The following is a 21868-nucleotide window of genomic DNA, read 5'->3' as shown; positions in this document are numbered from 1 at the left end:
GATTAGCTACGGGCGGGTAATTCCGCGATAATGATAGGTAAGCAAGGACAAAAGCATTCAGAAAACGCGCAGCCTTGGCGGTGGAACCACCAGCCCGCCATGGCCGCCTGATCGACATGCGGACACAGCCCGCCCGGGCTGATCAGTCCTGGGACAAAATGGAGGGGAATTCCTCATGGCGGCTATGAAACCACGCACCGGCGACGGCCCAATGGAAGTCACCAAGGAGGGCCGCAGCCTGATCATGCGCGTCCCGCTCGAAGGCGGCGGACGCCTGGTGGTCGAACTGAACGCTGCCGAAGCAGCCAACCTCAAGGAATGCCTCGTCGGCGTTACCGAATAATTGTGCCGGACGGGGTCCGCAGCCTGCGGGCTGCGGACCCTGTCTGTCTTCGGGGGATACCTACTTCTTAACGGCCACCAGCAGGCCGTCCCCGGTGGGAAGCATTGCGGAAGCCAGCCTGTCGTCGTCGCGGATTGCCTTGCCCACCTGGCGCAGGGTCACTGTGTTGGGCTCCCGCCCGGCGGGGTTCGCCACCTTGTCCTTGTCCAGGGCGTCGTTGATGACCAGCAGCCCGGAACGCTTGAGCAGCCGGACGGCCTGTTCCACATATCCGGGGAGGCCTGGCTTGTCCGCGTCGATGAACACCAGGTCGTAGGCCCCGTCAGTCAGCCGCGGCAGGACATCGCCGGCGCGGCCAGAAATGGTGCGCGTACGGTTGGCCGGACTGCCGGCTTCGGCGAACGCCTCGCGGGCCGCCCTCAAGTGTTCGACGTCCACGTCGATGGTGGTCAGGACCGCATGCGGGCTCAAGCCGCGCAGGAGGCACACGCCGGAGACCCCGGCGCCCGTGCCGATCTCCACCGCGGTCTGGGCCTTGGAGGCAGCGGCCAGCACCGTAAGGACGGCGCCTACGCCGGGGCTGATCGCGTTGACGCCCAATTCATACGAACGCTCCCGGGCCCGAAGCATTACCTCATCCTCAGCGGGCAGATCTTCTGCATAGGACCAGCTGCTGGACTTGTCGGCGCTCATGGATTTCGCTTTCTGGGCGTAAGGGGGAATGTCTCCCCAAGCCTACTGTGTTTGGCCGGGCAGGCCGGGGAAGCACCCGTTGCGCCCAAGGCTGAAGTTCGCCTGCAGTCAGGAAATTCCCAGCGAAGTTTGACATGATTGGTATCCGCTCATCCAAAAGGTGACCGGCGCCGAATCAGAGATGTCAACAGTATCCGGGCGTTAGCATTCCATGAGGGGAGTGGACGATGTCATCTTCAGTTGTGGCACCTGTCCCTGCAGTCAACCATCCCGATGATGGGTGGGTCCGTCCCACTTGGGAAGAAGTGGTCACCAACCATTCGGCGAAGGTCTACCGGCTGGCTTACCGCTTGACCGGCAACAAGTTCGACGCCGAGGACCTCACCCAGGAGGTCTTCGTCCGCGTCTTCCGTTCGCTGGACAACTTCAAACCGGGGACGCTCGACGGCTGGCTGCACCGCATCACCACCAACCTGTTCCTTGACCAGGCCCGCCGGAAGACCCGCATCCGTTTCGACGCGCTGGCGGAGGACGCAGAGTCCCGGCTGCCGGGCCGTGAGCCGGGCCCCGAGCAAAGCTTCGAACTGAACAACCTGGACCTGGATGTGCAGGCCGCGCTGGAGGAACTTCCGCCGGACTTCCGCGCCGCCGTGGTCCTGTGCGACCTCGAGGGGCTGTCCTACGACGAAGTCGCGGAGGCTCTGGGCGTGAAGCTGGGTACCGTCCGCTCGCGCATCCACCGCGGCAGGACCATGCTCCGGGAGAAGCTCGCCCACCGCGATCCGCGCCCGCAGCAGTCCCGCCGCAAGCTATCGATGCCCCGCATCGCCGGCATCCTCTGAACGGCGCATGAGGTCCCAGTTTCCTTTCGGCGGCAGGCATCAGCGCAACGGCAGCCACCTTGAGGCCTGCCAGGAGTGTGCCGCCACCGTGCGCCGGGAACAGCAGTACCTTGAGCGCCTCCGGGATGCTCCCATTCCACCCGCCAGCGGTGACCTGACGGCACGCCTGCTGGCGCGCACGAGTGAACTGGCGGCCCAGCCGCCTGCGCCTGTACACCAAAGCGGGACCTCGCTGGCCGCCCGGGCCCTGGCGCTGACGGCCGGCGGAACGGTGGCGGCTGCCGGAGTGCTGGCCGTCGGGGCGTTCACGGCGGCAGGAGACCCCGCGGCCGGCGGGGCGGGGGCCACCGAGGCGGCCTTTTCGCATGTCTCCTCGCAGACACCGGCGGACGGCAGGACGTTGACCGCAGCACAGCTCGCCACGCTGCGCTCCGAGGGCTGGGCCTGCCCTGAACTGCAGGCCATGGGATTCCACGTGGAATCGGCCAAGGCGCTGGTTGTTGACGGCCAGCCTGCGGTGGAGCTCCGGCTTACCGACGGCGCTCATCACGCCACCGTTACTGAACAGCATCCCGTCACCGGGCAACCCGCAGCCCAGGCCGCGGCTGCCGGAAGTGTGCCGGTGAAAGCCACCGGAGCCGGCGGCAAAGCGGGTCCGTCGCAGGATTGGGCCACATCGCCATGGGCCGCCACTTACCGCGCGGAAGGCCTCACCATCACCTACCGCTCCGACCTGCCCGCGGCGCAGGCCAACGAAGCCCTGCCCATCCTCAAACGCCTCGCCGACAGTGCCGCAGAAGGGGTGGCGGCCGCCGTTCCGGAGACTTCCGAGGGGCAGGCCGCCGAGCCACTGGAGACCCGGCTGGAGCGCGGGTTCAGCAAGATCGCGGCCCTGTTCAACCAGTGACGCGAACTGTTGCTCCGTCCCGCGGACGGGAATCGTCACTCGCAGCCCGGAAAGGGTAATCTTCCTAAAGTGTTTGGAATCAACGGCCCGGAGTTCATTCTTCTGCTGATCATTGGCGTACTGGTGATCGGCCCCCAGCGGCTGCCCGAATATACCCAGAAGCTGGCGAACCTGGTCAAGGAAGTCCGCCGCATGGCCAACGGTGCCCGCGAGCAGATCAAGGAAGAAGTGGGCATCGACATCGACGATGTCGACTGGAAGAAGTACGATCCGCGCCAGTACGATCCCCGACGCATCATCAAGGAAGCACTCCTCGACGACGACACCAAGCCGGTGAGCGCCAACGCCCCGGCCGCCGTCGCTGCAGTTTCCGGCGCGGCGGCAGCCGCGGAGTCGGCTCCTGCGCGGCCCGAAAGGGTCGTGGAGCGGCTGGCGCCGGGCGAGACAGCGCCGTTCGACACCGAAGCCACCTAGGCCTGCCGCCCCACGGGGCTCACCGCCCGGCGGCAATTAGTGGTCAACGGGGCTTACTGATTACCGGGGCTGCAGCCCCAGTTTCATCCCGGCCAGCCCACGGGGTTTGGCCGCCAACTGCCCTGCGATTGCCGCCAGCGCCATCGCGCCCGCCGAGCCCGGCTGGCCCAGGACGATCGGCACCCCCGAGTCCCCGCCTTCCCGCAACTGGATGTCCAGGGGAATCTGGCCCAGCAACGGAACGTCCGCCCCTACCGTGGCGCTGAGGCGTTCGGTGAGGACTGCCCCGCCACCGCTTCCGAACAGCTCCATCCGGCCGCCGTCGGGCATCTCCAGGTAGGACATGTTCTCAATGACGCCTGCGATTTTCTGGCCGGTCTGTGTGGCAATGGCACCGGCCCGTTCTGCGACGTCCGCTGCCGCGGCCTGGGGTGTGGTGACCACCAGGATCTCGGCCTTGGGCAGCAGCTGCGCAACGGAGATGGCAATGTCACCCGTGCCCGGCGGAAGGTCCAGGAACAGGGCATCCAGATCGCCGAAGTAGACGTCGGTGAGGAACTGTTCCAGGGCCCGGTGCAGCATGGGTCCGCGCCAGGCGACCGGCTTATTGCCGCTGACGAACATGCCGATGGAGATCACCTTCACCCCGTACGCAACCGGGGGAAGGATCATATCGTCCACTTGGGTGGGTTTCTGCGTGATCCCCATCAGCGCGGGGACGGAGAAGCCGTACACATCCGCGTCCACGATGCCCACGCGGAGGCCTTGGGCGGCCAGGGCGCTGGCCAGGTTGACGGTGACGGAGGACTTGCCCACTCCGCCCTTGCCGCTGGCCACGGCGTAGACCCTGGTGAGCGAGCCGGGTTCATTGAACGGGATGCTGCGCTGCCCGCCCGCGCCGCGCAGCTTCTCCTTGAGCGCGTCGCGCTGCGCCTGGTCCATCACCTTCAGTTCGACGTCTACGGCGGTGACGCCCGGAACAGCGAAAAGGGCCTTTTGGGAATCGGCGGTAATGGTGTCCCGCAGCGGGCAGCCGGCGATGGTGAGCAGGACCGCTACGGTGACCTTGCCGTCGTCGGACACCTGGACGGAATCCACCATGCCCAGCTCAGTGATGGGGCGGCGCAGTTCAGGGTCGATGACCGTGGCCAGGGCCTCGTTGACGGCGGGGTGCAGCGGGGACTTGCCTGCTGTTGCGGGATCGATGGGGGCGCTCATGGGAGGAGCCTCGGCTTTCATGCGGTTGCGGACCGCCGGTCAGTGGACGGCCTGGCGGTCATTGGGCAGAGTGGCCGGGTTTGACCCGGGGGATCTGCTGGGTACGCGGGCTGCGCTGCCGGTCCCGTTGTTCGCGCAGTTTGTCCTTGACCTTGTCCCGCGGTGGTTCGTGGGAACCCGGGCCGGTGTCGTCGTGGGTGCGCAGCTCCTCCTGGGCTTCGAGCAGGTCCTCAAGGAGGGAGCGCAGTTCGGCGCGGACGTAGTCGCGGGTGGCCACTTCGCGCAGGGCGATCCGAAGGGAGGCAAGCTCCCGGGTGAGGTACTCGGTGTCGGACAGGTTGCGCTCGGCACGCTGGCGGTCCTGCTGCAGCGAGACGCGGTCGCGGTCATCCTGCCGGTTCTGCGCCAGCAGCAGCAGGGGTGCGGCGTAGGAGGCCTGCAGTGACAGCATCAGGGTCAGCAGGGTGAAACCAAGGTCCCGCGAGTCGAACTGCCATTCCACGGGAGCCCACGTGTTCCAGCCGAGCCAGAAGATGCAGAACACCGTCATGTAGACCAGGAACTGGGGCGTACCCATGAAGCGGGCAAAGGCCTCGGTGGCGTGCCCGAATGCATCGGGGTCCGGGCGGAACGTGGGCAGGATCCGCTGCCTGCCGCTCAGGGGTGTGTCGAGGCTGCCTTTTGATTCCGCTTTGGCCAGGTTCCGCTGGTTGGGGTTCTTCGGAGCACTGATATCAGCCAATGCGGCCACCGAGCCTTCTTATCGGGGCTTCGCCATCATGGGCGCGCCAGTCGTCGGGCAACAAATGATCCAATACGTCATCAACAGTCACCGCCCCCACAAGCCGGCCGGCGTCATTGATCACCGGGAGGGAGTTCAAGTTATAGGTAGCCAGGGTCCGCGCCACTTCGCTGATGTGCGCTTGGTCGGACAACGGCTCGAGGTTCTTGTCCACCAGGTTTCCCAGTGCCTCGAACGGCGGGAAGCGCAGCAGCTGCTGGATGTGCACCACGCCCAGGAAGCGGCCCGTGGGCGTTTCCAGCGGCGGCCGGGCAATGAAGATCGACGACGCCAGTGCCGGGGAGAGCTCCTCGCGCCGGACGTGGGCCAGGGCTTCGGCCACGGTGGCTTCCGGGGGGAGGATGACCGGCACGGGGGTCATGAGGCCACCGGCCGTGTCCTCGTCGTATTCGAGCAGGCGGCGCACGTCCTCGGCGCCTTCGGGCTCCATCAGCTGGAGTAGTTCCTCGGCCTGCGCGGAGGGGAGCTCACCGAGGAGGTCGGCGGCGTCGTCCGGGTCCATCTCCTCCAGGACGTCGGCTGCGCGCTGGACATCCAGGGCGGAGAGGATCTCCACCTGGTCGTCCTCCGGGAGTTCCTGGAGGACGTCCGCCAGGCGTTCGTCCTGCAGTTCGCTGGCCACCTCGAAGCGGCGCTTGTCGCTCATCTCTTGGAGCGCCTCGGCGAAGTCGGCGGGTTTGAGGTCCTCGTGGTTGGCCACGAACTGGGTGGCGGCCTGCGGCTCGGTCTTCTGGCCCTGCTGGGCATCCGCCCAGTCGATGATCAGGGTCTCGTTGCGGCGCAGCCGGCTCAGGGGTGACAGCGAGTGTCCGCGCCGGACGAAGAGCTTGCTCACGAACCAGTCACGGGACCTGTGCTGGTCAATGGCGATGTCTTCGATGGTGGCGTCGCCGCTGCCGTCACGGAGGGTGACGCGCCGGTCGAACATCTCGGCCACCACCAGGGTTTCCGCGCCGCGCTGCTCAAACCGGCGCAGGTTGACCAGGCCGGTGCAGATGACCTGGGTCTGGTCGATCGAGGTGATGCGGGTCATGGGCACGAAGACGCGCTTCTTGCCCGGAACTTCCACCACGATGCCCACCACGTGCGGGGCGCCCTGGGTTCCCCGGGACAGCACAACAACATCGCGCAGCCGGCCCAGCCGGTCGCCCAGCGGGTCGAAGACATCGAGGCCCAGAAGGCGCGCCACGAAGACGCGTGTAGGTGTTGTGCTCACCACTACAGGCTACCGAGTCTGCTCTCTTTTAGCTGAATTTACAGGCAGTACCCACCTTGATGGGCAAGAATGGGACTATGTCGAACTTATTTGGTGCACCCAAGGCCGGCGCCCCGAGCGGACCGGACGATGCCCGGGCCGTTCCCACCGGTGACACCGTTGGCTCCTACACCTCCTACCTCGACGCCCAAAAAGCGGTGGACTACCTGGCAGACCAGCAGTTCCCGGTCCAGATGGTCTCCATCGTCGGCAATGAGTTGAAGATGGTGGAGCGGGTGACGGGGCGGCTGAGCTACCCCCGGGTGGCGCTTTCGGGGGCACTGAGCGGCATGTGGTTTGGCCTGTTCGTGGGAGTCATGCTGTCGTTTTTCGCGCCTTCCCCCGGATACTTTTCGATCATGACGTCGGTGCTGATGGGTGCCGCCTTCTTCATGCTCTTCGGCATCGTCACCTACGCCATGCAGCGCGGCAAGCGTGACTTCACGTCCACCAGCCAGGTGGTGGCAACTAGCTACGACGTCATCGTGGCCCCCGAAGCAGCCCATGAGGCCCGGCGCCTGCTGCAGCAGCTGCCGATGTCCCGTTCCGACGCTGCCTCGGCCCATGGCCCCTACACGCAGAACGACTACTACAACCAGCCCTATCAGCAGCAGCATCCGCAGCAGCAGGGGCCTGCGCGTCCGGCCGGTTGGAACGATCCCTACGGCCAGCGGCAAGGCGCGGTCAACGATACGTCCCCGTCCCGCGAGGGATCAGAGCACGGCTCATCGGCCCAGGACGGACAGGCTCACCCGCACGACGGCGGCCAGCAGTATGGGGGCGGTCAGCAGCAGCAGCCCGTCCGTTCGGCCCGCTATCCGGACCTGCCGGACGGACGCCCGCAGTACGGTGTCCGGCTCCCGCAGGGACCTGCCGCAGATGCCGGGCAGCAAAGTCCGGGTCAGAGCCCGGAACATGGTGCGGAACAGCACGGTGGAGAACATCGTGCGGAAGAACGTCACGTGTCCGACGGCGACCAGCACCAGGGCGAAAACCGGCAGTAACAGCCAACAGATTTACAGGGCCTGACAGCAGGGCATACAAAAAGCGGGACCGCCGGAAAGAATCCGGCGGTCCCGCCTCTTTGTAATTTCTGCCGCGTCAGGCTTCTTCGGTCCGGTAGATGCCGGCCATCCAGTCCTCCACGTCCTCCGCATTGCGTGGCAGGGCGGCGCTGAGGTTTACCGGGCCATCGGCAGTCATCAGGATGTCGTCCTCGATCCGGATGCCGATGCCGCGGTACTCCTCCGGGATCGCCAGGTCTTCCTTCTTGAAGTACAGGCCCGGCTCAATGGTGAACACCATGCCTTCGGTGAGGACGCCGTCGAGGTAGAGCTCCCGCTTGGCCTGCGCGCAGTCATGCACGTCCAGTCCAAGGTGGTGGCTGGTGCCGTGCGGCATCCAGCGCCGGTGCTGCTGGCCTTCGGGGCTGATCGCTTCCTCCACAGTGACGGGCAGGATTCCCCACTCGGCCAAACGCTCGGCCAGGACCGTGGTGGCGGCAGTATGGATGTCCCGGAACTTGGTTCCCGGCTGGGCAGCGGCGAAACCGGCGTCGGCGGCATCCAGGACCGCTTGGTACACCTTGCGCTGGATGTCGCTGAAGGAGCCGCTGGCCGGAAGTGTCCGGGTGATGTCTGCGGTGTAGAGGGAGTCGGCCTCGACGCCCGCGTCCAGGAGCAGGAGTTCGCCGGCATGGATGCGGCCGGTGTTGCGGGTCCAGTGCAGCACGGTGGCGTTGTTGCCGGACGCCGCGATGGTGTCGTAGCCGAGTTCGTTCCCCACCTCGCGGGCCCGGGCAAAGAACGCTCCCTCCACCACGCGCTCGCCGCGGGCGTGGGTGAGGGCGCGCGGCAAAGCCTTAACAACCTCTTCAAAGCCTTCCACGGTGGCGGACACCGCGATCTTCATCTGCTCGATTTCCCACTCGTCCTTGAGCAGGCGCAGTTCGGAGAGGGCCTCGCTGAGCTTCTCGTCCAGGGCATCCAGGACGCCCAGGTCCAGGTTCTCGGGGTCCCTGGCAGTGTTGTACCGTGCGGTGTCCACCAGGGCGTCGATGTTCTCGTCGACTTTGCGGACCAAGCGGATGGAGATGCCGCCGATTTCCGGGGCGCCCACGTCCTTGGTGACGGCTGTTTCCAGTTGGTCGATGTGCGCGGTGGCCAGCCCCAGGCGGGCCTCGAACTCTTCGAGGGTGGGGCGCGCACCAATCCAGAATTCGCCGGAGCGGGAATCCGCGTAGAACTGTTCCGTGTCCCGGCCGGCCAGTGGCCGGAAATAAAGCGTGGCGCGGTGGTTCCCGCCGTCGTCGCCCGTTCCCTCCTTGACCGGTTCCAGGATCAGGACAGCGTCGGGCTCGTGGTCCAGCCCGAGCCCGGTGAGGTGTGCGAAGCCGGAGTGCGGGCGGAAACGGTAGTCGCAGTCATTCGACCGCACCTTCAACGGCCCCGCGGGGATGACCAGGCGTTCGCCCTTGAACAGGGAGGAGATCGCCTTGCGCCGGTTTGCGGCATAGGGGGCGACGGCGTCCAGTTGCGGAAGCTCCTGGCTGGAAGGTGCCCAGTTGCTGGCCATGAAGGCCTTGAACGCGTTGGAACTGGGCCGCTGGGAGCGGTTGTTGACGCGCTCTTCCAACGGCTGGGAAGCAGAGTTTTGGGTGTTTTCGGCATCGTTCACGGCACCATCGTCTCACCAGCTTCGCGGCTAAGCGAACAGGCCTCCCCGGTCTCTAGTCCCCGGTCCACTACGCTGGATAAGTGAGGATTGACCTGCATGCCCACTCCAACGTCTCCGATGGCACCGAGACCCCTGCCGATGTCATGGCCTCTGCTGCCCGCGCGGGATTGGACGTGGTGGCGCTGACCGACCATGATTCGACGGCAGGTTGGGCGGAGGCTTCCGCGGCCGCTGCAAGGTACGGCGTGGCCCTGGTTCCTGGCATGGAGGTGTCGTGCCGGACCGAGGAGGGCATCAGCGTCCACCTTTTGAGCTACCTGCACGATCCCACCCATCCCGGCCTCCTGGAAGAGATCACCAAAGCCAAGGATTCCCGGCAGACCCGGGCTGAGCGGATGGTGACCATCCTGGCGGAGGATTACCCGCTTACCTGGGACGACGTGATCCACCATGTCGCGCCCGGTGCCACCCTTGGCCGTCCGCATATCGCGGATGCCCTCGTCGCCGCAGGGGTGGTGGAGGACCGTTCGGAGGCTTTCGCCTCCATTCTGACCTCCCGCTCGCGGTACTTCATCCCGCACTACGCTCCAGACCCTGCCACCGCCGTCGAACTTGTCCGTGCCGCCGGCGGCGTGCCGGTGTTCGCCCACCCCGTGGCTTCTGCCCGGGGGAGGATCGTGGGGGAGCGCACGTACCGCGAGATGATCGACGCCGGCCTGGCAGGCCTGGAGATCGATCACCGGGACAATCCGGAAGAGGGCCGGGACTTCCTCCGCAGGCTCGCGGCGAAGCATGACCTGCTGGTCACCGGTTCCTCCGACTACCACGGAACCGGCAAACCCAACCTGCTCGGGGAGAACCTCACTGCCGCCGGCATGCTGGCGCGGATCGAGGAACTCGGCACGGGAACTGCCGTCGTCCGCCCCTGACGTTACCTAGCTGGGCTGGCGGGTTACCAGGGTGGCGTGCGCACCGAGCCGCTTGGCCATGATGTCGATGGCCGGCTGGTTCTGGTCCACGCACACGAACTTCCGGCCCAGCTTCGCGGCCACTGCCCCCAGGGTGCCGGAGCCGGCGAAGAAGTCCAGGCACCAGTCCCCGGGGCGGGACGATGCGGCGACCACCCTGCGGACCAGGCCCTCCGGCTTCTGCGTGGGGTAGCCGGTCTTTTCCTTGCCGGTGGGGGAGACAATCGTGTGCCACCAGACGTCGGTGGGCAGCTTTCCCAGCTCCCGTTTGGCAGGGGTCACCAGGCCGGGCGCCATGTAGGGTTCACGGTCCACCTCGGCGCTGTTGAAGTGGTACTTGGCCGGGTTCTTGACGTACACCAGGATGTTGTCGTGCTTGGTGGGCCACCGGTTTTTCGCACGCGCGCCGTAGTCGTAGGCCCAGATGATCTCGTTCAGGAAGCATTCCCGGCCAAAGATGGCGTCCAGCATGACCTTGGCGTAGTGCACCTCGCGGTAGTCCAGGTGCAGGTACAGGGTTCCGTCGTCGGCCAGGAGCCGCCAGGCCTCCACGAGCCTGGGTTCCAGGAAGGACCAGTAGTCGCTGAACGCGTCGTCGTAGCGGTGCAGGGCGCCCTTGATGGTGTCGTAGGAGCGGCCCTTGAAACCCACCCGGTCCCCGCCGCCGTCAGCGTTGACCACCATACGGGTTTGCTGGCGCTGCTGCGGCCTGCCCGTGTTAAAGGGCGGGTCCACGTAAATCAGTGTGAAGGCGCCGTCCGGCAGCGTGGGGAGGTACTCCGCGTTGTCCGCGTGCACCACCAGGCTGCCGCCGTCCGGCGCCCAAACAGTGTCAGTCATCGGGGCAGTTAGCCCTCGGAGTTGCCAGGCTGCGTGCCCTTGTCGGCGCCGGCCACCACTTCGCCGTTGCGTCGGCGGGTGCGGGTCCGGCTGCGGCGGGCGCGGTTCGGCTTTTCGGCGTCCGCTGCGGGTGCTGCAGCTTCGGCGGCAGGAGCTGCTGCAGAGTCCGGCGTACGACGGCGGCGCTCACCTGAGCGGCCAGCGGAGTCACTGCTGCGGGCACCTTCGCGGTTGCCGCTTCGGCTTTCCCGTCCACGGCCGTCCCGGTCGCGTGAGCGGCCTGCGTCACGGCCGCCGCGGCTGTTCTTCTTGCCGGTTTCGCCCAGGTCCTCAAGCACCTCGGCATCGACGCCGGCCAGGGTGCGCTTGTCGCGCGGCAGGCGGCCCTTGGTGCCCTCGGGGATGTCAAGATCCGTGTACAGGTGCGGCGAGGATGAGTAGGTTTCCACGGGCTCCGGAACGCTCAGGCCCAGGGCCTTGTTGATCAGCGCCCAGCGCGGCATGTCGTCCCAGTCAACGAATGTGACGGCGGTGCCCTTGTTGCCGGCGCGTCCGGTGCGGCCCACCCGGTGCAGGTAGATCTTCTCGTCTTCCACGCACTGGTAGTTGATCACGTGGGTCACGTCGTCAACGTCGATGCCGCGGGCAGCCACGTCCGTGGCCACCAGGACGTCCACCTTGTTGTTGCGGAACGCGCGCAGAGCCTGTTCGCGGGCGCCCTGGCCCAGGTCTCCGTGGATGGCGGCGGCCGCGAAGCCGCGGTCCACCAGTTCCTCGGCCACTTTGGCGGCGGTGCGCTTGGTCTTGGTGAAGATGATGGTCCGTCCGCGGCCGCGGGCCTGCAGGATGCGGGCCACCACCTCGGTCTTGTCCATGCTGTGGGCACGGTAAATGAGCTGGCGGATGTCCCGCTTGGTCAGGCCCTCGTCCTCGGGATCCGCTGCGCGGATATGGGTGGGCTGGGTCATGTAGCGGCGCGCCATGGCAATGACCGGGCCGGGCATGGTAGCCGAGAACAGGAGCGTCTGGCGGACCGCAGGGGTGCCGGCGATGAGGGTCTCAACGTCCGGCAGGAAGCCGAGGTCCAGCATTTCGTCGGCCTCGTCGAGGACCACGAGCTTCACATTCTTCAGGCTCAGGTGCTTCTGCTTGTACAGGTCGATCAGGCGCCCGGGGGTGCCCACCACTACCTCGACACCCTGCTTGAGCGCCTCAACCTGGGGCTCGTAGGCGCGGCCACCATAGATGGTGGTGATCCTGGCGTTGCGTTTGCGGGATGCCGTCTGCAGGTCGCTGGCCACCTGCACGGCGAGCTCACGGGTGGGGACGATCACGAGGGCCTGCGGGGCTCCGGGAACGGCGAGCTTGGCGTACCCGGGGTCGTCCTGGCCGATGACCCGTTGCAGTGCGGGAATACCGAAGCCGAGGGTCTTGCCGGTGCCGGTCTTGGCCTGGCCGATGATGTCATGGCCGGCAAGAGCCACCGGCAGGGTCATGGCCTGGATGGGGAACGGGTGGGTAATCCCGGCGTCCGCCAGGGACTCAACGATGTCCGCGCGCACGTTGTAGTCGGCAAAGGACTTCTCCGCGATCTCGTGGGGCGTCTCGTCGGAGATGATGGTTTCTTCCGGCTCGATAGTTTCCGTGCCGGACTCATCGCTGAGGAGCTGGTGGGTATGCAATTCACTCACAGGGGAGTTTCCTTATTCATTTGGGCAATGGCGCTGCCTGCTCAACGGGCCGGCCAAAGCTGGCCGCTCCGGAGCACGCTCAGGCGCGCAAGCGATTCCAGTGGAAGCCGATCGCGGGCTATCTAAATGCTGGCACTGGTGACCAACGGGTAAATCTCAAGATCGCGTAGGGGCGGGCTTGTTGGTTTCAAATCGAGGAAATCAACGACCGGGCATCCAGTTCTACCCTTCAAGTCTAGCCGCATGGGCGTGGAAACACGGTTTCCTCCCGCCCGGGGCGTTCCGCCGGCCCTTTAGGAGACGAGTTCGAAGTGGATCTCCCGCGTGGTGATGTCTGAGGACACCAGCCGGACCCGGACCTTGGTGCCGGACTCCAGCTCGCCGGCGCAGCGCGCCGTCACTGCGGGTTCGGCAATCTGGATGATCCCGGAGCTGCCGTTGCCGTACTTGCCGTTTTTCCCGTTGCCGTTACTGTTCCCGTTCTGCGGCTTGGACCCGGAGATCACGATCGCGTCGAACTCCTGCCCGATGTGGTTCAGCAGCAGGGCCGCCTCCACGGTATCCAGGGCCAGGCGTTCCATCCGTGACGCCAGTTGGTCCGAGCCTGCCATGATGCCCGGCAGCAGCGGCAGGGCCTCCCGCGCCCAGCCGGGAACATCGCCGCCGTTGCTCAGGGCCTCGCAGATGACCAGCACGAAGCGGTCCACTAACCGGCGCAGCGGCGCGGTGGTGTGGGCATAGGCAGCGCCGATGGCGGACTGGATCCCATCCTCGGGGACGGTCCCGTCGAAGGCGGTGTAGGAGGCTCCGCGGAACAGCATGCCTGCCGAATGCATGATGGCCAGCTGCCGCGGATCGGTGGGGTCCAGGGACCGCAGATACTCGCCATAGCTGACTTCGCCGTCCCATGGCCTGCCCAGCACCCCGGTCTGCAGGCGAAAATGCTTCAGGGACCGTTCGTCCGGGGCCGGCATGGTGCGCAGGATGCCCACCTTGCCCTCCAGCATGAGCTGCGCCGCCGCCATCCCGGTCATCAGCGAAATCTGCGCGTTCCAGTCCTCCACCGGAAGCTGTGGAACAGCGTCAATCCGGTAGCCGCCGTCGGGCAGCTGGACAATCTCCTGCTCAGGCATGTTCAGGCTTGCACCTTCACGCGCCCGTTCCAGTGCCACCCGCTTCAGGCCCACCTCACGGAGCAGCTGGAGCACGGGCGGGGCGGTCCCGGCGTCGAGGGCTGCCTGGGCGCCCCGGTAGCTGAGCTTGTCGCGGCTGCGGACCCGCGCGCGACGGACGCTGACCGTCAGTACGGTTGCTTCGCCGTCGAGCGTGAAATCCCAGACGAAGGCCGAACACTCCTGGCCGGGCAGCAGGCTCCCGGCCCCTTCGCTGATGATCTCCGGGTGAAGCGGGATCCGGCCGTCAGGAGCGTAGAACGTCTGTCCGCGCCGCCGCGTCTCCGCGTCCAGGGGGCCTCCCGGCGCAACGAAGGCTGGAACATCGGCGATCGCGTACATCACGCGGTAGCCATCCCCGTCCAATTCAATGAACACTGCCTGGTCCAGGTCCGTGGAGGACGCCGGGTCGATGGTGACAAACTCGACGGCGGTCAGGTCGTAGGACGGCAGCTGCAGCGCCGCAACGGCAGCCAGGGCGTCTTCCACGGCTTCGGCGGGATAAGGACCCGGAAGCTCAAGCTCCGTCCGCAGCAGGCCCAACGCCTCTTCCAAGGCGTTCTTATGGTCGTGGACGTTGGGAGCCAGCCGATGATGTGACACAAAATTCAGCGTAGCCCCAAGTTCCGCGATTAAGCAGGCTCAGGAACCGGCAGCGTCCAGCGCGTCGAGGAGGGAGGCAGCAGCGGCGGCGGGATCAGGGGCTTCGGTGATGGCCCGGACCACCACGATCCTGCGCGCACCCGCCTCCGCCACATGGCGGACGTTGCCGTGGTCGATGCCGCCGATGGCAAACCAGGGCACCGGGTCCGCAGCCTGCCGTGACGCCTCGGCCGCGTACTTGACCAGTTCGGGACCGACGGCGGCCCTGCCGGGTTTGGTGGGCGTAGCCCAGACGGGGCCCACGCAGAAGTAGTCCAGCCCGGACGGTGCGGCAGTTGCGGCAAGGGCGGCATCCACCTGTTCGGGTGTATGGCTGGAGAGTCCGATGGCGGCGTTGCCGTCGACCAGCGTGCGTGCGGCCGCCAGCGGCAGGTCCTTCTGGCCGATATGGAACACCGGGGCCCCGGAAAGCACAGCGATGTCGGCGCGGTCGTTGACCGCCCACAGCTTGCCGTGCCGCACCGCCACTTCCTTCAGCACAGCCAAAAGGTCCAGTTCCTCGGCTGCCTCGATGGTCTTGTCGCGCAGCTGAATGATGTCCACGCCGCCGGCAAATGCCGCGTCCACGAACTCCGCAAAATCGCCGCGGTCCCGCCGTGCATCGGTGCAGAGATACAGGCGGGCAGCCTTGAGGGCCTCGCTGTCGCGGGCGTTGACAACCTCGGCATTGGCAACTCCGCCGGCCGGAGCGTGGGAACCTGCGGGAAGGGAAGGGGTGGTCGCATTCATGCCTGCAAGCCTAATTCCTCTAAACTGGGGAGGTACTGCGGGAGCCCGCGGCAGCTGTCACAAAGCGCCGGGCTGAGAGGGCGTCAGAGCCGACCGCTTGACCTGATCCGGTTAATGCCGGCGTAGGGAAGGAACCCAGATGCGTACCCCCGGCACCACCCAGCCCTCGTCCGTTGATGCGTCCATTCCCTCCACCCTTCGTGCCGACGTCGCCGTCATTGGCGGGGGAGTGGTGGGACACGGTATCGCCTGGGAAGTGCAGCGTTCCGGACGCTCCGTCGTCCTCATTGACGACGCGCCAGGTTCCGGCGCGAGCTGGGCTGCCGCCGGCATGCTGGCCCCCGTGAGCGAACTGCACTACCAGGAGGAGGACCTCCTGGAACTCATGCTGGAGGCATCGTCACGGTGGCCGGCATTCGCGGCCGCCGTCGCCGATGCATCGGGCACGGATTCCGGATACCTCACGACGCCGACACTCGCCGTGGGTGCCGACGCCGCCGACCGCCGCGCCCTGATGGACCTGCGCACAGTTCAACAGGCGAGCGGGCTGTCCGTGGAACCCTTGACCGTCCGGGAGGCCCGCAAACGCGAACCCCTCCTCAGCCCCGCCATCGCCTGCGCCCTCGATACCCCGGGGGACCACCAGGTGGATCCCCGCCGGCTGGTGGCGGCCCTGCGGCTGGCACTGGCCGGCGGCGTCCGCGAAACGCACCACCTGGCCGTGGCAGGGGCAGTGGACGGTTACGCAGTGCCGGAGCGGGCAAGCGGGCTGTTGTGGGAGGACGGCATCGTTACGGGGGTTCGGCTCGCCGGTGGCGGCACCGTCCTGGCAGCGGAAACCGTGGTGGCCAACGGGCTGCAGGCGGGGGCGCTCGCGGACCTCCCCCATGGCCTCGAGCTGCCCCTGCGTCCCGTCCACGGGGACATCCTCCGGCTTGCAGTGCCCGGCCACCTCCAGCCCCTGGTGACCGCAACGGTGCGGGGACTGGTGCACGGAGTTCCGGTGTACATCGTTCCGCGCCGGGACGGGACCGTGGTGATCGGAGCCACCCAGCGCGAGGACGCCCTGTCCGACGCCGTCAGTGCCGGCGGCGTCTACCAGCTGCTGCGCGATGCCCAGGCGCTGGTGCCCGCGGTCGCCGAGCTCGAACTTCTGGAGTGCACGGCCCGGGCCCGCCCGGGAACCCCGGACAATGCGCCGCTGCTGGGAAGGGTGCCGGTGGACCTGGCCTTAAGAAGCGAAGGGTCCGCAACGGAAGCCGGTTACGTTCCGGGGCTCATCATCGCCACCGGTTTTTTCCGGCACGGCGTCCTGCTCACACCCGCTGCAGCAGCGATCTGCACGGATCTGCTCGACGGAAAAGCCGACCCCCGCTGGGTCCCCTTCCGCCCGGGCCGGTTCTCCGGCCTGGGAACGGCCACCCACGGCCTCCACGACAATGGCACCCACACCAAGGAAACAGCGTGAACATCACCCTCAACGGAAACCCGCACACGGTGGCCGACGGCGCCTCCATCACCACACTCGTCAGCCAGGTCACCGGACGCCCGCTGGCTGACAACGGGCAGGCGACGGACGGCGGGAAGCTGGGCGTCGCCGTCGCCCATAACGCCCAGGTGGTGCCGCGCAGCCAATGGTTCGCCACGGCGCTCGCCGAGGGCGACGACATCGAACTCGTTACAGCAGTACAGGGAGGCTGACGCCATGACCGAAACCAGCACCATCAACCCCGCCGGAAACCCCGGTGCCGGCGACGCCCTGGTGATTGACGGCGTCGCCCTGGAATCCCGCCTCATTATGGGCACCGGCGGGGCGCCCAGCCTGGATGGCCTGGGCGCAGCACTCCTGGCCTCCGGCACCGCCCTGACCACCGTGGCCATGCGGCGCTACTCACCCGCCGAAACCGGCTCGCTGTTCCAGCTGCTGGTGGACCACGGGATCCGGGTGCTGCCCAACACCGCCGGCTGCTTCACCGCCAGGGATGCTGTGCTCACAGCGGAACTCGCGCGGGAAGCCCTGGAAACGGACTGGGTGAAGCTCGAGGTCATCGCCGACGAGCAGACCCTCCTGCCGGACGCCGTGGAGCTCGTGGAAGCCACGGAGCAGCTGGTGAACCGAGGCTTCAAGGTGTTCGCCTACACCAACGATGACCCCGTACTTGCGCTGCGGCTCGAAAACCTCGGCGCCGCCGCCGTGATGCCCCTGGGCGCCCCTATCGGCACCGGCCTGGGGATCCTGAACCCGCACAACATCGAGCTCATCGTTTCGCGTGCGTCGGTTCCGGTGGTCCTGGATGCAGGCATCGGTACGGCGTCGGACGCCGCCCTTGCCATGGAGCTGGGCTGTGACGCCGTACTGCTGGCCACTGCCGTGACGCGGGCGCAGAACCCCGCCCTTATGGGCGAGGCGTTCAAACACGCCGTGATCGCCGGCAGGATGGCCCGGGCGGCCGGGCGCATCCCCCGCAGGGAGCATGCCCTCGCCTCGTCGGCAATGGAGGGCCGGGCGGAGTTCCTCTGACCGCGGACCTTAAACAGCTGTGGCCACCACCCGGATGGGTGGTGGCCACAGGCCGTTTACGGATGCCTTAGCGCCGCAGGATGGCGGTCAGCCGCTCCATGTCGTGGCGGGTGCGGGTGCGGCCCAAATAGACCACAGCACCGATGGCGGCAGCAATGCCAAGGACCATGGGCAGGACCCAGGGGAGCCAGGTCAAGCCGGGCAGATAGCCGAAGCCGGCCGCCATGAGGATGATCCATGCCAGCGCCGCGACAGCCACGGCGATCCCCGCCGGCAGCACGGCGCCGTACTTGGCATGGCGCTTGTCATTGGCCCAGACAATGACACCGCCGGCGGCTGCAACCAGCACCACGATGGTCAACGAAAGCATGGATGCTCCCTTTCAGGCGCAGGCTAGAACTGGCCGAAGCCCACGCGGCGGACCTCTTCTGCCCCGATTTCCACGTACGCCAGGGCATTCCCCGGAACGATGATCAGGCGTCCCTTGTCATCCTTGAGGCGCAGCTCATTGCCTTCGCTGATGGCCTCGCCGACAACCTTGGCCACCGTCTCGGCATCCTGGGTCGATTCCAGTACGATTTCGCGGCCAACGTTCTGAACGCCGATCTTAATTTCCAAGGGGGCCTCCCAGCCTGTGAAGTTCTCGTACTTCTCTACGAGGTGTTGTCTTATTTGTAGTCTAGGACTCTTTGGGGAAGCGAGAGATTCCGCGCCAAGCTAAACGGTAGATGAGGTCGCTGGCCACATCGAGGTCCAGGTTGCCGTCGGTTTCCAGCCAGTACCGGGCGCTGACCTGCGCCATTCCGGCCAGACCGCGGCCCAGCAGTTCCGCCTCGAGATGGGGGAGTTTGGTGTCTTCCGCGATGACCCGTGCAATGGCATCGGCGAAGGTGCGGTTGAAGGTTTCCAGCCGGGAGCTGACGTCGGGGTCGTTGATCAGGTCCGATTCGAAGACCAGCCGGTGGGCCTGGTCGTCGCTGGCGATGAAGTGGAAGTACGCACGCATGACGGCCTGGACGCGTTCGTCATTGTCCGTGGTGGAGTTCAGTGCCCCCAGCATCAGTTCGGTCAGGGACGCCAGGTGGCTTTCCAGCAGGGCGAGGTACAGGTCGCGCTTGGAAGGGAAGTGCTGGTACAGCACCGGTTTGCTCACATGGGCGGTTTCCGCGATCTCGTCCATGGCAGCGCCGTGGTAACCGTTGGCAACGAACACTTCCTGGGCCGCAGCAAGGAGCTGGGCACGGCGCTCATCCCGGGGCAGCCGGGCGGACCGTTGGCCTGCGGGGCGGGAGGGAGTTTGCGGTTCGGCTGCGGGCGGGCGGTCGGCCCGTGCTTCAGGGACCACAGTTATCCTTCTTTCCATTGCAGTTACCTTCACTTTACTGCGGGGTAATATGACCTGGCGGTATCCCGGGGCATACATTGAAGTATGGCTTCGTCTTTCACCGCAAATGTTTCAACTATTTCCCTCGATCCACTGGTGGAACCGGCTGCGGACCTGACTCCTGACGAGGTGGAACGGTATTCCCGGCACCTGATCATTCCCGAGATTGGTGCCCTGGGGCAGCGGAGGCTCAAGAACGCCAAGGTGCTGGTGATCGGCGCCGGCGGCCTGGGCGCCCCGGCACTGCTGTACCTTGCCGCAGCGGGTGTGGGCACCATTGGAATCATTGACGACGACGTGGTGGACCTGAGCAACCTGCAGCGCCAGGTGATCCATGGTGTGAGCGACGTCGGACGGCCCAAAATCGAATCGGCGCGGGATACCATTGCGGAGCTGAACCCGCTGGTGGACGTCCGGCTGCACAACGTGCGCCTGGACTCGTCCAACGCCCTAGGGCTGTTCAGCGGCTACGACCTCATCCTCGACGGTGCCGACAACTTCGCCACGCGCTACCTGGTCAATGACGCCGCCGCCATCCTGGGCAAGCCCTACGTGTGGGGTTCCATCTTCCGATTCGACGGCCAGGTCAGCGTCTTCTGGGAAAAGCACGGCCCCACGTACCGCGACCTGTATCCGGAGGCGCCGCCGGCGGGCTCCGTCCCTTCCTGCGGTGAGGGAGGTGTGTTCGGCATGCTGTGCGCTGCCGTGGGATCGCTGATGGTGACCGAAGCCGTAAAGCTGATTACCGGCGTCGGACGTTCCCTGCTTGGACGCGTGGCACTGTTCGACGCCTTGGGCGGCAGCTGGCGCGAGATCCGCGTGGCCAAGGACCCCGCCGCGGAACCCATCACCGAACTTACGGACTACGAGGCGTTCTGCGGCATTGCCCCGGCAGCGCAGGCCGATATCGAACACACCGTCACTGCCACCCAGTTGGCCACCATGCTGGCGTCCCGGAAGGCCGGGCTCAAGGACTTCGAGCTGGTGGACGTCCGGGAATCGGGAGAGTACGACATTGTCCGGATCGATGGGGCCAGGCTCATCCCGCAGGGACGCATCCTGGCCGGTGAGGCCTGGGACGAACTTCCGCAGGACCGGGACATCGTGTTCCACTGCAAGGCCGGGACCCGGTCCGCCAACGTGCTGGCGGCGGCACGGCAGGCCGGCTACCAGCGGGTCAGCCATCTCGACGGCGGGATCCTGGCCTGGGTGCGCGACGTGGAACCCGAAAAGCCCGTCTACTGACCGGCATGCTCTATCAGATATGGCTCCCAAACCGGTGGTTTGGGAGCCATATCTGATAGAGCAACTTGGGTCTTGAAGGGACCTCAGGCGGTTTCGCGGCCCTTGTGGTCCACCGGGCACTCGGCCTGGGCCAGTGCAGCGGAAGCGGTGGGGGAGGCGGCGGGCTGTTCGACCGTGATGCCGTACAGCGCCTCCAGCGCAGCCACGTAGTCGTCCTGCTGGCCGTTGGCGGCGAGTTCGCGGGCGCGAACCGTGGGAACGTGCAGCAACTGCTTGACCATGCGGCGGAGGGCGAACTCCACTTCTTCGGCGGCGGCGGTGCAGCCGTGCCGGGCCCGGACCTTTTCCATCTCCGCGTCCAGCACGTTCATCGTGTGGCGCCGAAGGGCAACGATGGCCGAGTCGACAGAGCGGGCCTCGCGTTCCTGCTCAAAGGCCTTGGCCGCACCTTTCACGATGCCGCTGGCCTGGGCGAGTGATTCTGCCTGTTCCTGCGGTGCCGCGAGCCGCACCGACTCAAGGGTGAGCAGTTCAACGCCCTCCAGCTCGCCGACGGCGGGGTCGAAGTCATGGGTGAGGGCCAGGTCGATGGCGATCAGGGGCTGCGCGGAGTCGGCGCGTACCTGGGACAGTTCATCAGCCTCAACGCGGGTGTCCGAGCCGCTGCAGCCGATCATGACGTCGGCAGCAGCCACGGCGGGACGCAGGGAGTCCGCGTCCAGGGCCACGCCGCCGCGCGAGGCCACGAACCCTTCGGCCCGGCCGGATGAGGAGAAGACGGAAATGTCCGTGCAGCCGCGCTCGCGCAGCAGTGCCATGGTGGCGCCGGCGTAGGCGCCGGTCCCGAAGAGCACCACCTTCTTGGTGGACCAGTCGGGGTTTTCGGAAAGATCGGTGGCCAGGTCCAGCGCCACGGAGACGATGGAAAGCCCGCGGGAACCAAGGGCGGTCTGCGCGCCCACGTCCTTGGCGGTCTTCGAGGCCGCCTGGAACAGCCGGACCAGGCCGGCGCTGGCGGTGCCGTCGTGCTGGGCGTTGATCAGCGCCCGCCGCACCTGGCCGGCGATTTCACGTTCACCCACGACGGCGGAGTCCAGTCCCGCGCTGACGGCGAACAGGTGCTGGGTGACTTCCGGTCCGGTACGGGTGCTGAAGGACCGCGAAACGAGGGGTTCGGCCAGGCCGCTGGCCTCGCTGATCCGGGATACGAGGGCCGCCCGGGCCGCTTCGACGTCGTTGGGGTTGGGGGCTTCGCCGTAGATTTCGTAGCGGTTGCAGGTGGCAAGGACCACCGCCCCGGCCACGGCAGGGGATTCGGTCAGCGCGGATGCGGCAATCCCGGAGGAACCGTTGCTCAACTGAGCAACGGTTTCGAGATCGATGTCGGCGTGTGTAGCCACCAATGAGAAAAGAACCACAGCAGACCAATCATAGCTTTTTCGTTG

The 21868-nt window shown here is 66.6% G+C and carries 23 protein-coding genes and 1 riboswitch; of the genes, 10 read left to right on the top strand and 13 right to left on the bottom strand.

Translation table 11 applies throughout. The features are described from left to right. The first annotated feature begins 175 nt into the window (after positions 1-175). Entirely contained in the window at positions 176-343 is a 168-nt protein-coding gene (locus LFT46_RS13695; protein ID WP_009357720.1) for a DUF3117 domain-containing protein, read from the top strand. Between the two features lie 60 nt (positions 344-403). Here LFT46_RS13695 and LFT46_RS13690 read toward each other — a convergent pair whose 3' ends face one another. After that, the gene (locus tag LFT46_RS13690; protein WP_236798984.1) at positions 404-1036 is read right to left on the bottom strand and encodes an O-methyltransferase; all 633 of its coding nucleotides are present in this window, start codon (positions 1034-1036) and stop codon (positions 404-406) included. A gap of 227 nt (positions 1037-1263) precedes the next feature. Here LFT46_RS13690 and sigE point away from each other — a divergent pair, with 227 nt between their 5' ends. The 3 genes from sigE (at position 1264) to LFT46_RS13675 (ending at position 3259) form a co-directional block, all read left to right on the top strand. Then, positions 1264-1878, top strand: a complete 615-nt coding sequence (sigE, locus tag LFT46_RS13685; RefSeq protein WP_236798983.1) for an RNA polymerase sigma factor SigE — start codon at positions 1264-1266, stop codon at positions 1876-1878. Positions 1879-1885: 7 nt separating this feature from the next. Beyond that, positions 1886-2785 carry an anti-sigma factor gene (locus LFT46_RS13680; protein ID WP_236820134.1) on the top strand — a complete coding sequence of 300 codons (900 nt, stop codon included), beginning with the start codon at positions 1886-1888 and terminating at the stop codon, positions 2783-2785. Between the two features lie 69 nt (positions 2786-2854). Beyond that, the gene (locus tag LFT46_RS13675) at positions 2855-3259 is read left to right on the top strand and encodes a Sec-independent protein translocase TatB (RefSeq protein ID WP_236798981.1); all 405 of its coding nucleotides are present in this window, start codon (positions 2855-2857) and stop codon (positions 3257-3259) included. 60 nt (positions 3260-3319) lie between these two features. Here the strand turns inward: LFT46_RS13675 and LFT46_RS13670 are convergent, their stop codons facing one another. From LFT46_RS13670 to LFT46_RS13660, 3 genes are read right to left on the bottom strand one after another with little or no spacing between them, the layout of a single operon-like run. Beyond that, positions 3320-4477 carry an Mrp/NBP35 family ATP-binding protein gene (locus LFT46_RS13670; protein WP_236798980.1) on the bottom strand — a complete coding sequence of 386 codons (1158 nt, stop codon included), beginning with the start codon at positions 4475-4477 and terminating at the stop codon, positions 3320-3322. A gap of 58 nt (positions 4478-4535) precedes the next feature. Then, positions 4536-5228: a DUF1003 domain-containing protein gene (locus LFT46_RS13665; RefSeq protein ID WP_236798979.1), complete on the bottom strand. Its 693-nt coding sequence runs from the start codon at positions 5226-5228 to the stop codon at positions 4536-4538. Then, positions 5212-6495: a magnesium transporter MgtE N-terminal domain-containing protein gene (locus tag LFT46_RS13660; RefSeq protein WP_236798978.1), complete on the bottom strand. Its 1284-nt coding sequence runs from the start codon at positions 6493-6495 to the stop codon at positions 5212-5214. Before LFT46_RS13660 ends, LFT46_RS13665 begins: the two co-directional genes overlap by 17 nt. Before the next feature lie 77 nt (positions 6496-6572). Between LFT46_RS13660 and LFT46_RS13655 the strand changes: the two genes are divergently transcribed. Then, positions 6573-7538, top strand: coding sequence for a general stress protein (locus tag LFT46_RS13655; protein ID WP_236798977.1), 966 nt, complete (start codon positions 6573-6575; stop codon positions 7536-7538). Positions 7539-7635: 97 nt separating this feature from the next. Here the strand turns inward: LFT46_RS13655 and LFT46_RS13650 are convergent, their stop codons facing one another. After that, positions 7636-9210, bottom strand: coding sequence for an aminopeptidase P family protein (locus tag LFT46_RS13650; RefSeq protein WP_236798976.1), 1575 nt, complete (start codon positions 9208-9210; stop codon positions 7636-7638). 80 nt (positions 9211-9290) lie between these two features. Here LFT46_RS13650 and LFT46_RS13645 point away from each other — a divergent pair, with 80 nt between their 5' ends. After that, positions 9291-10139 (top strand): PHP domain-containing protein, encoded by an 849-nt coding sequence (locus LFT46_RS13645; RefSeq protein WP_236798975.1) that lies wholly within the window; start codon positions 9291-9293, stop codon positions 10137-10139. A 6-nt stretch (positions 10140-10145) separates the two neighbouring features. Here the strand turns inward: LFT46_RS13645 and LFT46_RS13640 are convergent, their stop codons facing one another. From LFT46_RS13640 to thiE, 4 genes are all read right to left on the bottom strand, one after another. After that, the gene (locus tag LFT46_RS13640; RefSeq protein ID WP_236798974.1) at positions 10146-11018 is read right to left on the bottom strand and encodes a DNA-methyltransferase; all 873 of its coding nucleotides are present in this window, start codon (positions 11016-11018) and stop codon (positions 10146-10148) included. 8 nt (positions 11019-11026) lie between these two features. Beyond that, complete coding sequence (locus LFT46_RS13635; protein WP_236798973.1) at positions 11027-12709, bottom strand: DEAD/DEAH box helicase; 1683 nt, start codon at positions 12707-12709, stop codon at positions 11027-11029. Positions 12710-13002: 293 nt separating this feature from the next. Further along, positions 13003-14484: an RNB domain-containing ribonuclease gene (locus tag LFT46_RS13630; RefSeq protein ID WP_236820133.1), complete on the bottom strand. Its 1482-nt coding sequence runs from the start codon at positions 14482-14484 to the stop codon at positions 13003-13005. A 39-nt stretch (positions 14485-14523) separates the two neighbouring features. After that, a complete protein-coding gene (thiE, locus tag LFT46_RS13625; RefSeq protein WP_236798971.1) occupies positions 14524-15273 on the bottom strand; it encodes a thiamine phosphate synthase in 750 nt (249 codons plus the stop codon). Between the two features lie 27 nt (positions 15274-15300). Then, a riboswitch (TPP riboswitch) is annotated at positions 15301-15419 on the top strand. On the opposite strand from thiE, the gene thiO reads away from it, so the two are divergent. The 3 genes from thiO to LFT46_RS13610 all read left to right on the top strand — a co-directional run bounded on the left by thiO (position 15413) and on the right by LFT46_RS13610 (position 17794). After that, the gene (thiO, locus tag LFT46_RS13620; protein WP_236798970.1) at positions 15413-16741 is read left to right on the top strand and encodes a glycine oxidase ThiO; all 1329 of its coding nucleotides are present in this window, start codon (positions 15413-15415) and stop codon (positions 16739-16741) included. (Overlaps the previous riboswitch by 7 nt.) Beyond that, positions 16738-16974, top strand: coding sequence for a sulfur carrier protein ThiS (gene thiS, locus LFT46_RS13615; protein WP_236798969.1), 237 nt, complete (start codon positions 16738-16740; stop codon positions 16972-16974). The genes thiO and thiS overlap by 4 nt, the downstream gene beginning before the upstream one ends. A gap of 4 nt (positions 16975-16978) precedes the next feature. Continuing rightward, the gene (locus LFT46_RS13610) at positions 16979-17794 is read left to right on the top strand and encodes a thiazole synthase (protein WP_272910799.1); all 816 of its coding nucleotides are present in this window, start codon (positions 16979-16981) and stop codon (positions 17792-17794) included. 67 nt (positions 17795-17861) lie between these two features. On the opposite strand, the gene LFT46_RS13605 is transcribed toward LFT46_RS13610, so the two are convergent. The 3 genes from LFT46_RS13605 to LFT46_RS13595 form a co-directional block, all read right to left on the bottom strand. Next, positions 17862-18164, bottom strand: coding sequence for a hypothetical protein (locus LFT46_RS13605; RefSeq protein ID WP_236798968.1), 303 nt, complete (start codon positions 18162-18164; stop codon positions 17862-17864). A gap of 23 nt (positions 18165-18187) precedes the next feature. Next, on the bottom strand, positions 18188-18412 hold the full coding sequence (locus LFT46_RS13600) for a DUF3107 domain-containing protein (protein ID WP_142133232.1): 225 nt from the start codon (positions 18410-18412) through the stop codon (positions 18188-18190). 61 nt (positions 18413-18473) lie between these two features. Beyond that, entirely contained in the window at positions 18474-19139 is a 666-nt protein-coding gene (locus LFT46_RS13595) for a TetR/AcrR family transcriptional regulator (RefSeq protein WP_236798967.1), read from the bottom strand. An 84-nt stretch (positions 19140-19223) separates the two neighbouring features. Here LFT46_RS13595 and moeB point away from each other — a divergent pair, with 84 nt between their 5' ends. Beyond that, on the top strand, positions 19224-20423 hold the full coding sequence (gene moeB, locus LFT46_RS13590; RefSeq protein WP_236798966.1) for a molybdopterin-synthase adenylyltransferase MoeB: 1200 nt from the start codon (positions 19224-19226) through the stop codon (positions 20421-20423). 83 nt (positions 20424-20506) lie between these two features. On the opposite strand, the gene LFT46_RS13585 is transcribed toward moeB, so the two are convergent. Then, on the bottom strand, positions 20507-21841 hold the full coding sequence (locus tag LFT46_RS13585; RefSeq protein ID WP_236798965.1) for a glutamyl-tRNA reductase: 1335 nt from the start codon (positions 21839-21841) through the stop codon (positions 20507-20509). Positions 21842-21868 lie beyond the last annotated feature (27 nt).

The sequence above is a fragment of the Arthrobacter sp. FW306-07-I genome (assembly GCF_021800405.1).
Taxonomy (GTDB): Bacteria; Actinomycetota; Actinomycetes; order Actinomycetales; family Micrococcaceae; genus Arthrobacter.
This window is presented reverse-complemented; position numbering and strand designations above follow the sequence as displayed.

Excerpts from the sequence above, each read along its gene's own strand:
- LFT46_RS13670 (WP_236798980.1), bottom strand. The coding sequence starts at position 4,477 with ATGAGCGCCCCCATCGATCCCGCAACAGCAGGCAAGTCCCCGCTGCAC.
- LFT46_RS13640 (WP_236798974.1), bottom strand. The coding sequence starts at position 11,018 with ATGACTGACACTGTTTGGGCGCCGGACGGCGGCAGCCTGGTGGTGCAC.
- LFT46_RS13655 (WP_236798977.1), top strand. The coding sequence starts at position 6,573 with ATGTCGAACTTATTTGGTGCACCCAAGGCCGGCGCCCCGAGCGGACCG.
- LFT46_RS13690 (WP_236798984.1), bottom strand. The coding sequence starts at position 1,036 with ATGAGCGCCGACAAGTCCAGCAGCTGGTCCTATGCAGAAGATCTGCCC.
- thiE (WP_236798971.1), bottom strand. The coding sequence starts at position 15,273 with ATGAATGCGACCACCCCTTCCCTTCCCGCAGGTTCCCACGCTCCGGCC.
- LFT46_RS13605 (WP_236798968.1), bottom strand. The coding sequence starts at position 18,164 with ATGCTTTCGTTGACCATCGTGGTGCTGGTTGCAGCCGCCGGCGGTGTC.
- LFT46_RS13695 (WP_009357720.1), top strand. The coding sequence starts at position 176 with ATGGCGGCTATGAAACCACGCACCGGCGACGGCCCAATGGAAGTCACC.
- moeB (WP_236798966.1), top strand. The coding sequence starts at position 19,224 with ATGGCTTCGTCTTTCACCGCAAATGTTTCAACTATTTCCCTCGATCCA.
- sigE (WP_236798983.1), top strand. The coding sequence starts at position 1,264 with ATGTCATCTTCAGTTGTGGCACCTGTCCCTGCAGTCAACCATCCCGAT.
- LFT46_RS13610 (WP_272910799.1), top strand. The coding sequence starts at position 16,979 with ATGACCGAAACCAGCACCATCAACCCCGCCGGAAACCCCGGTGCCGGC.
- thiO (WP_236798970.1), top strand. The coding sequence starts at position 15,413 with ATGCGTACCCCCGGCACCACCCAGCCCTCGTCCGTTGATGCGTCCATT.
- LFT46_RS13680 (WP_236820134.1), top strand. The coding sequence starts at position 1,886 with ATGAGGTCCCAGTTTCCTTTCGGCGGCAGGCATCAGCGCAACGGCAGC.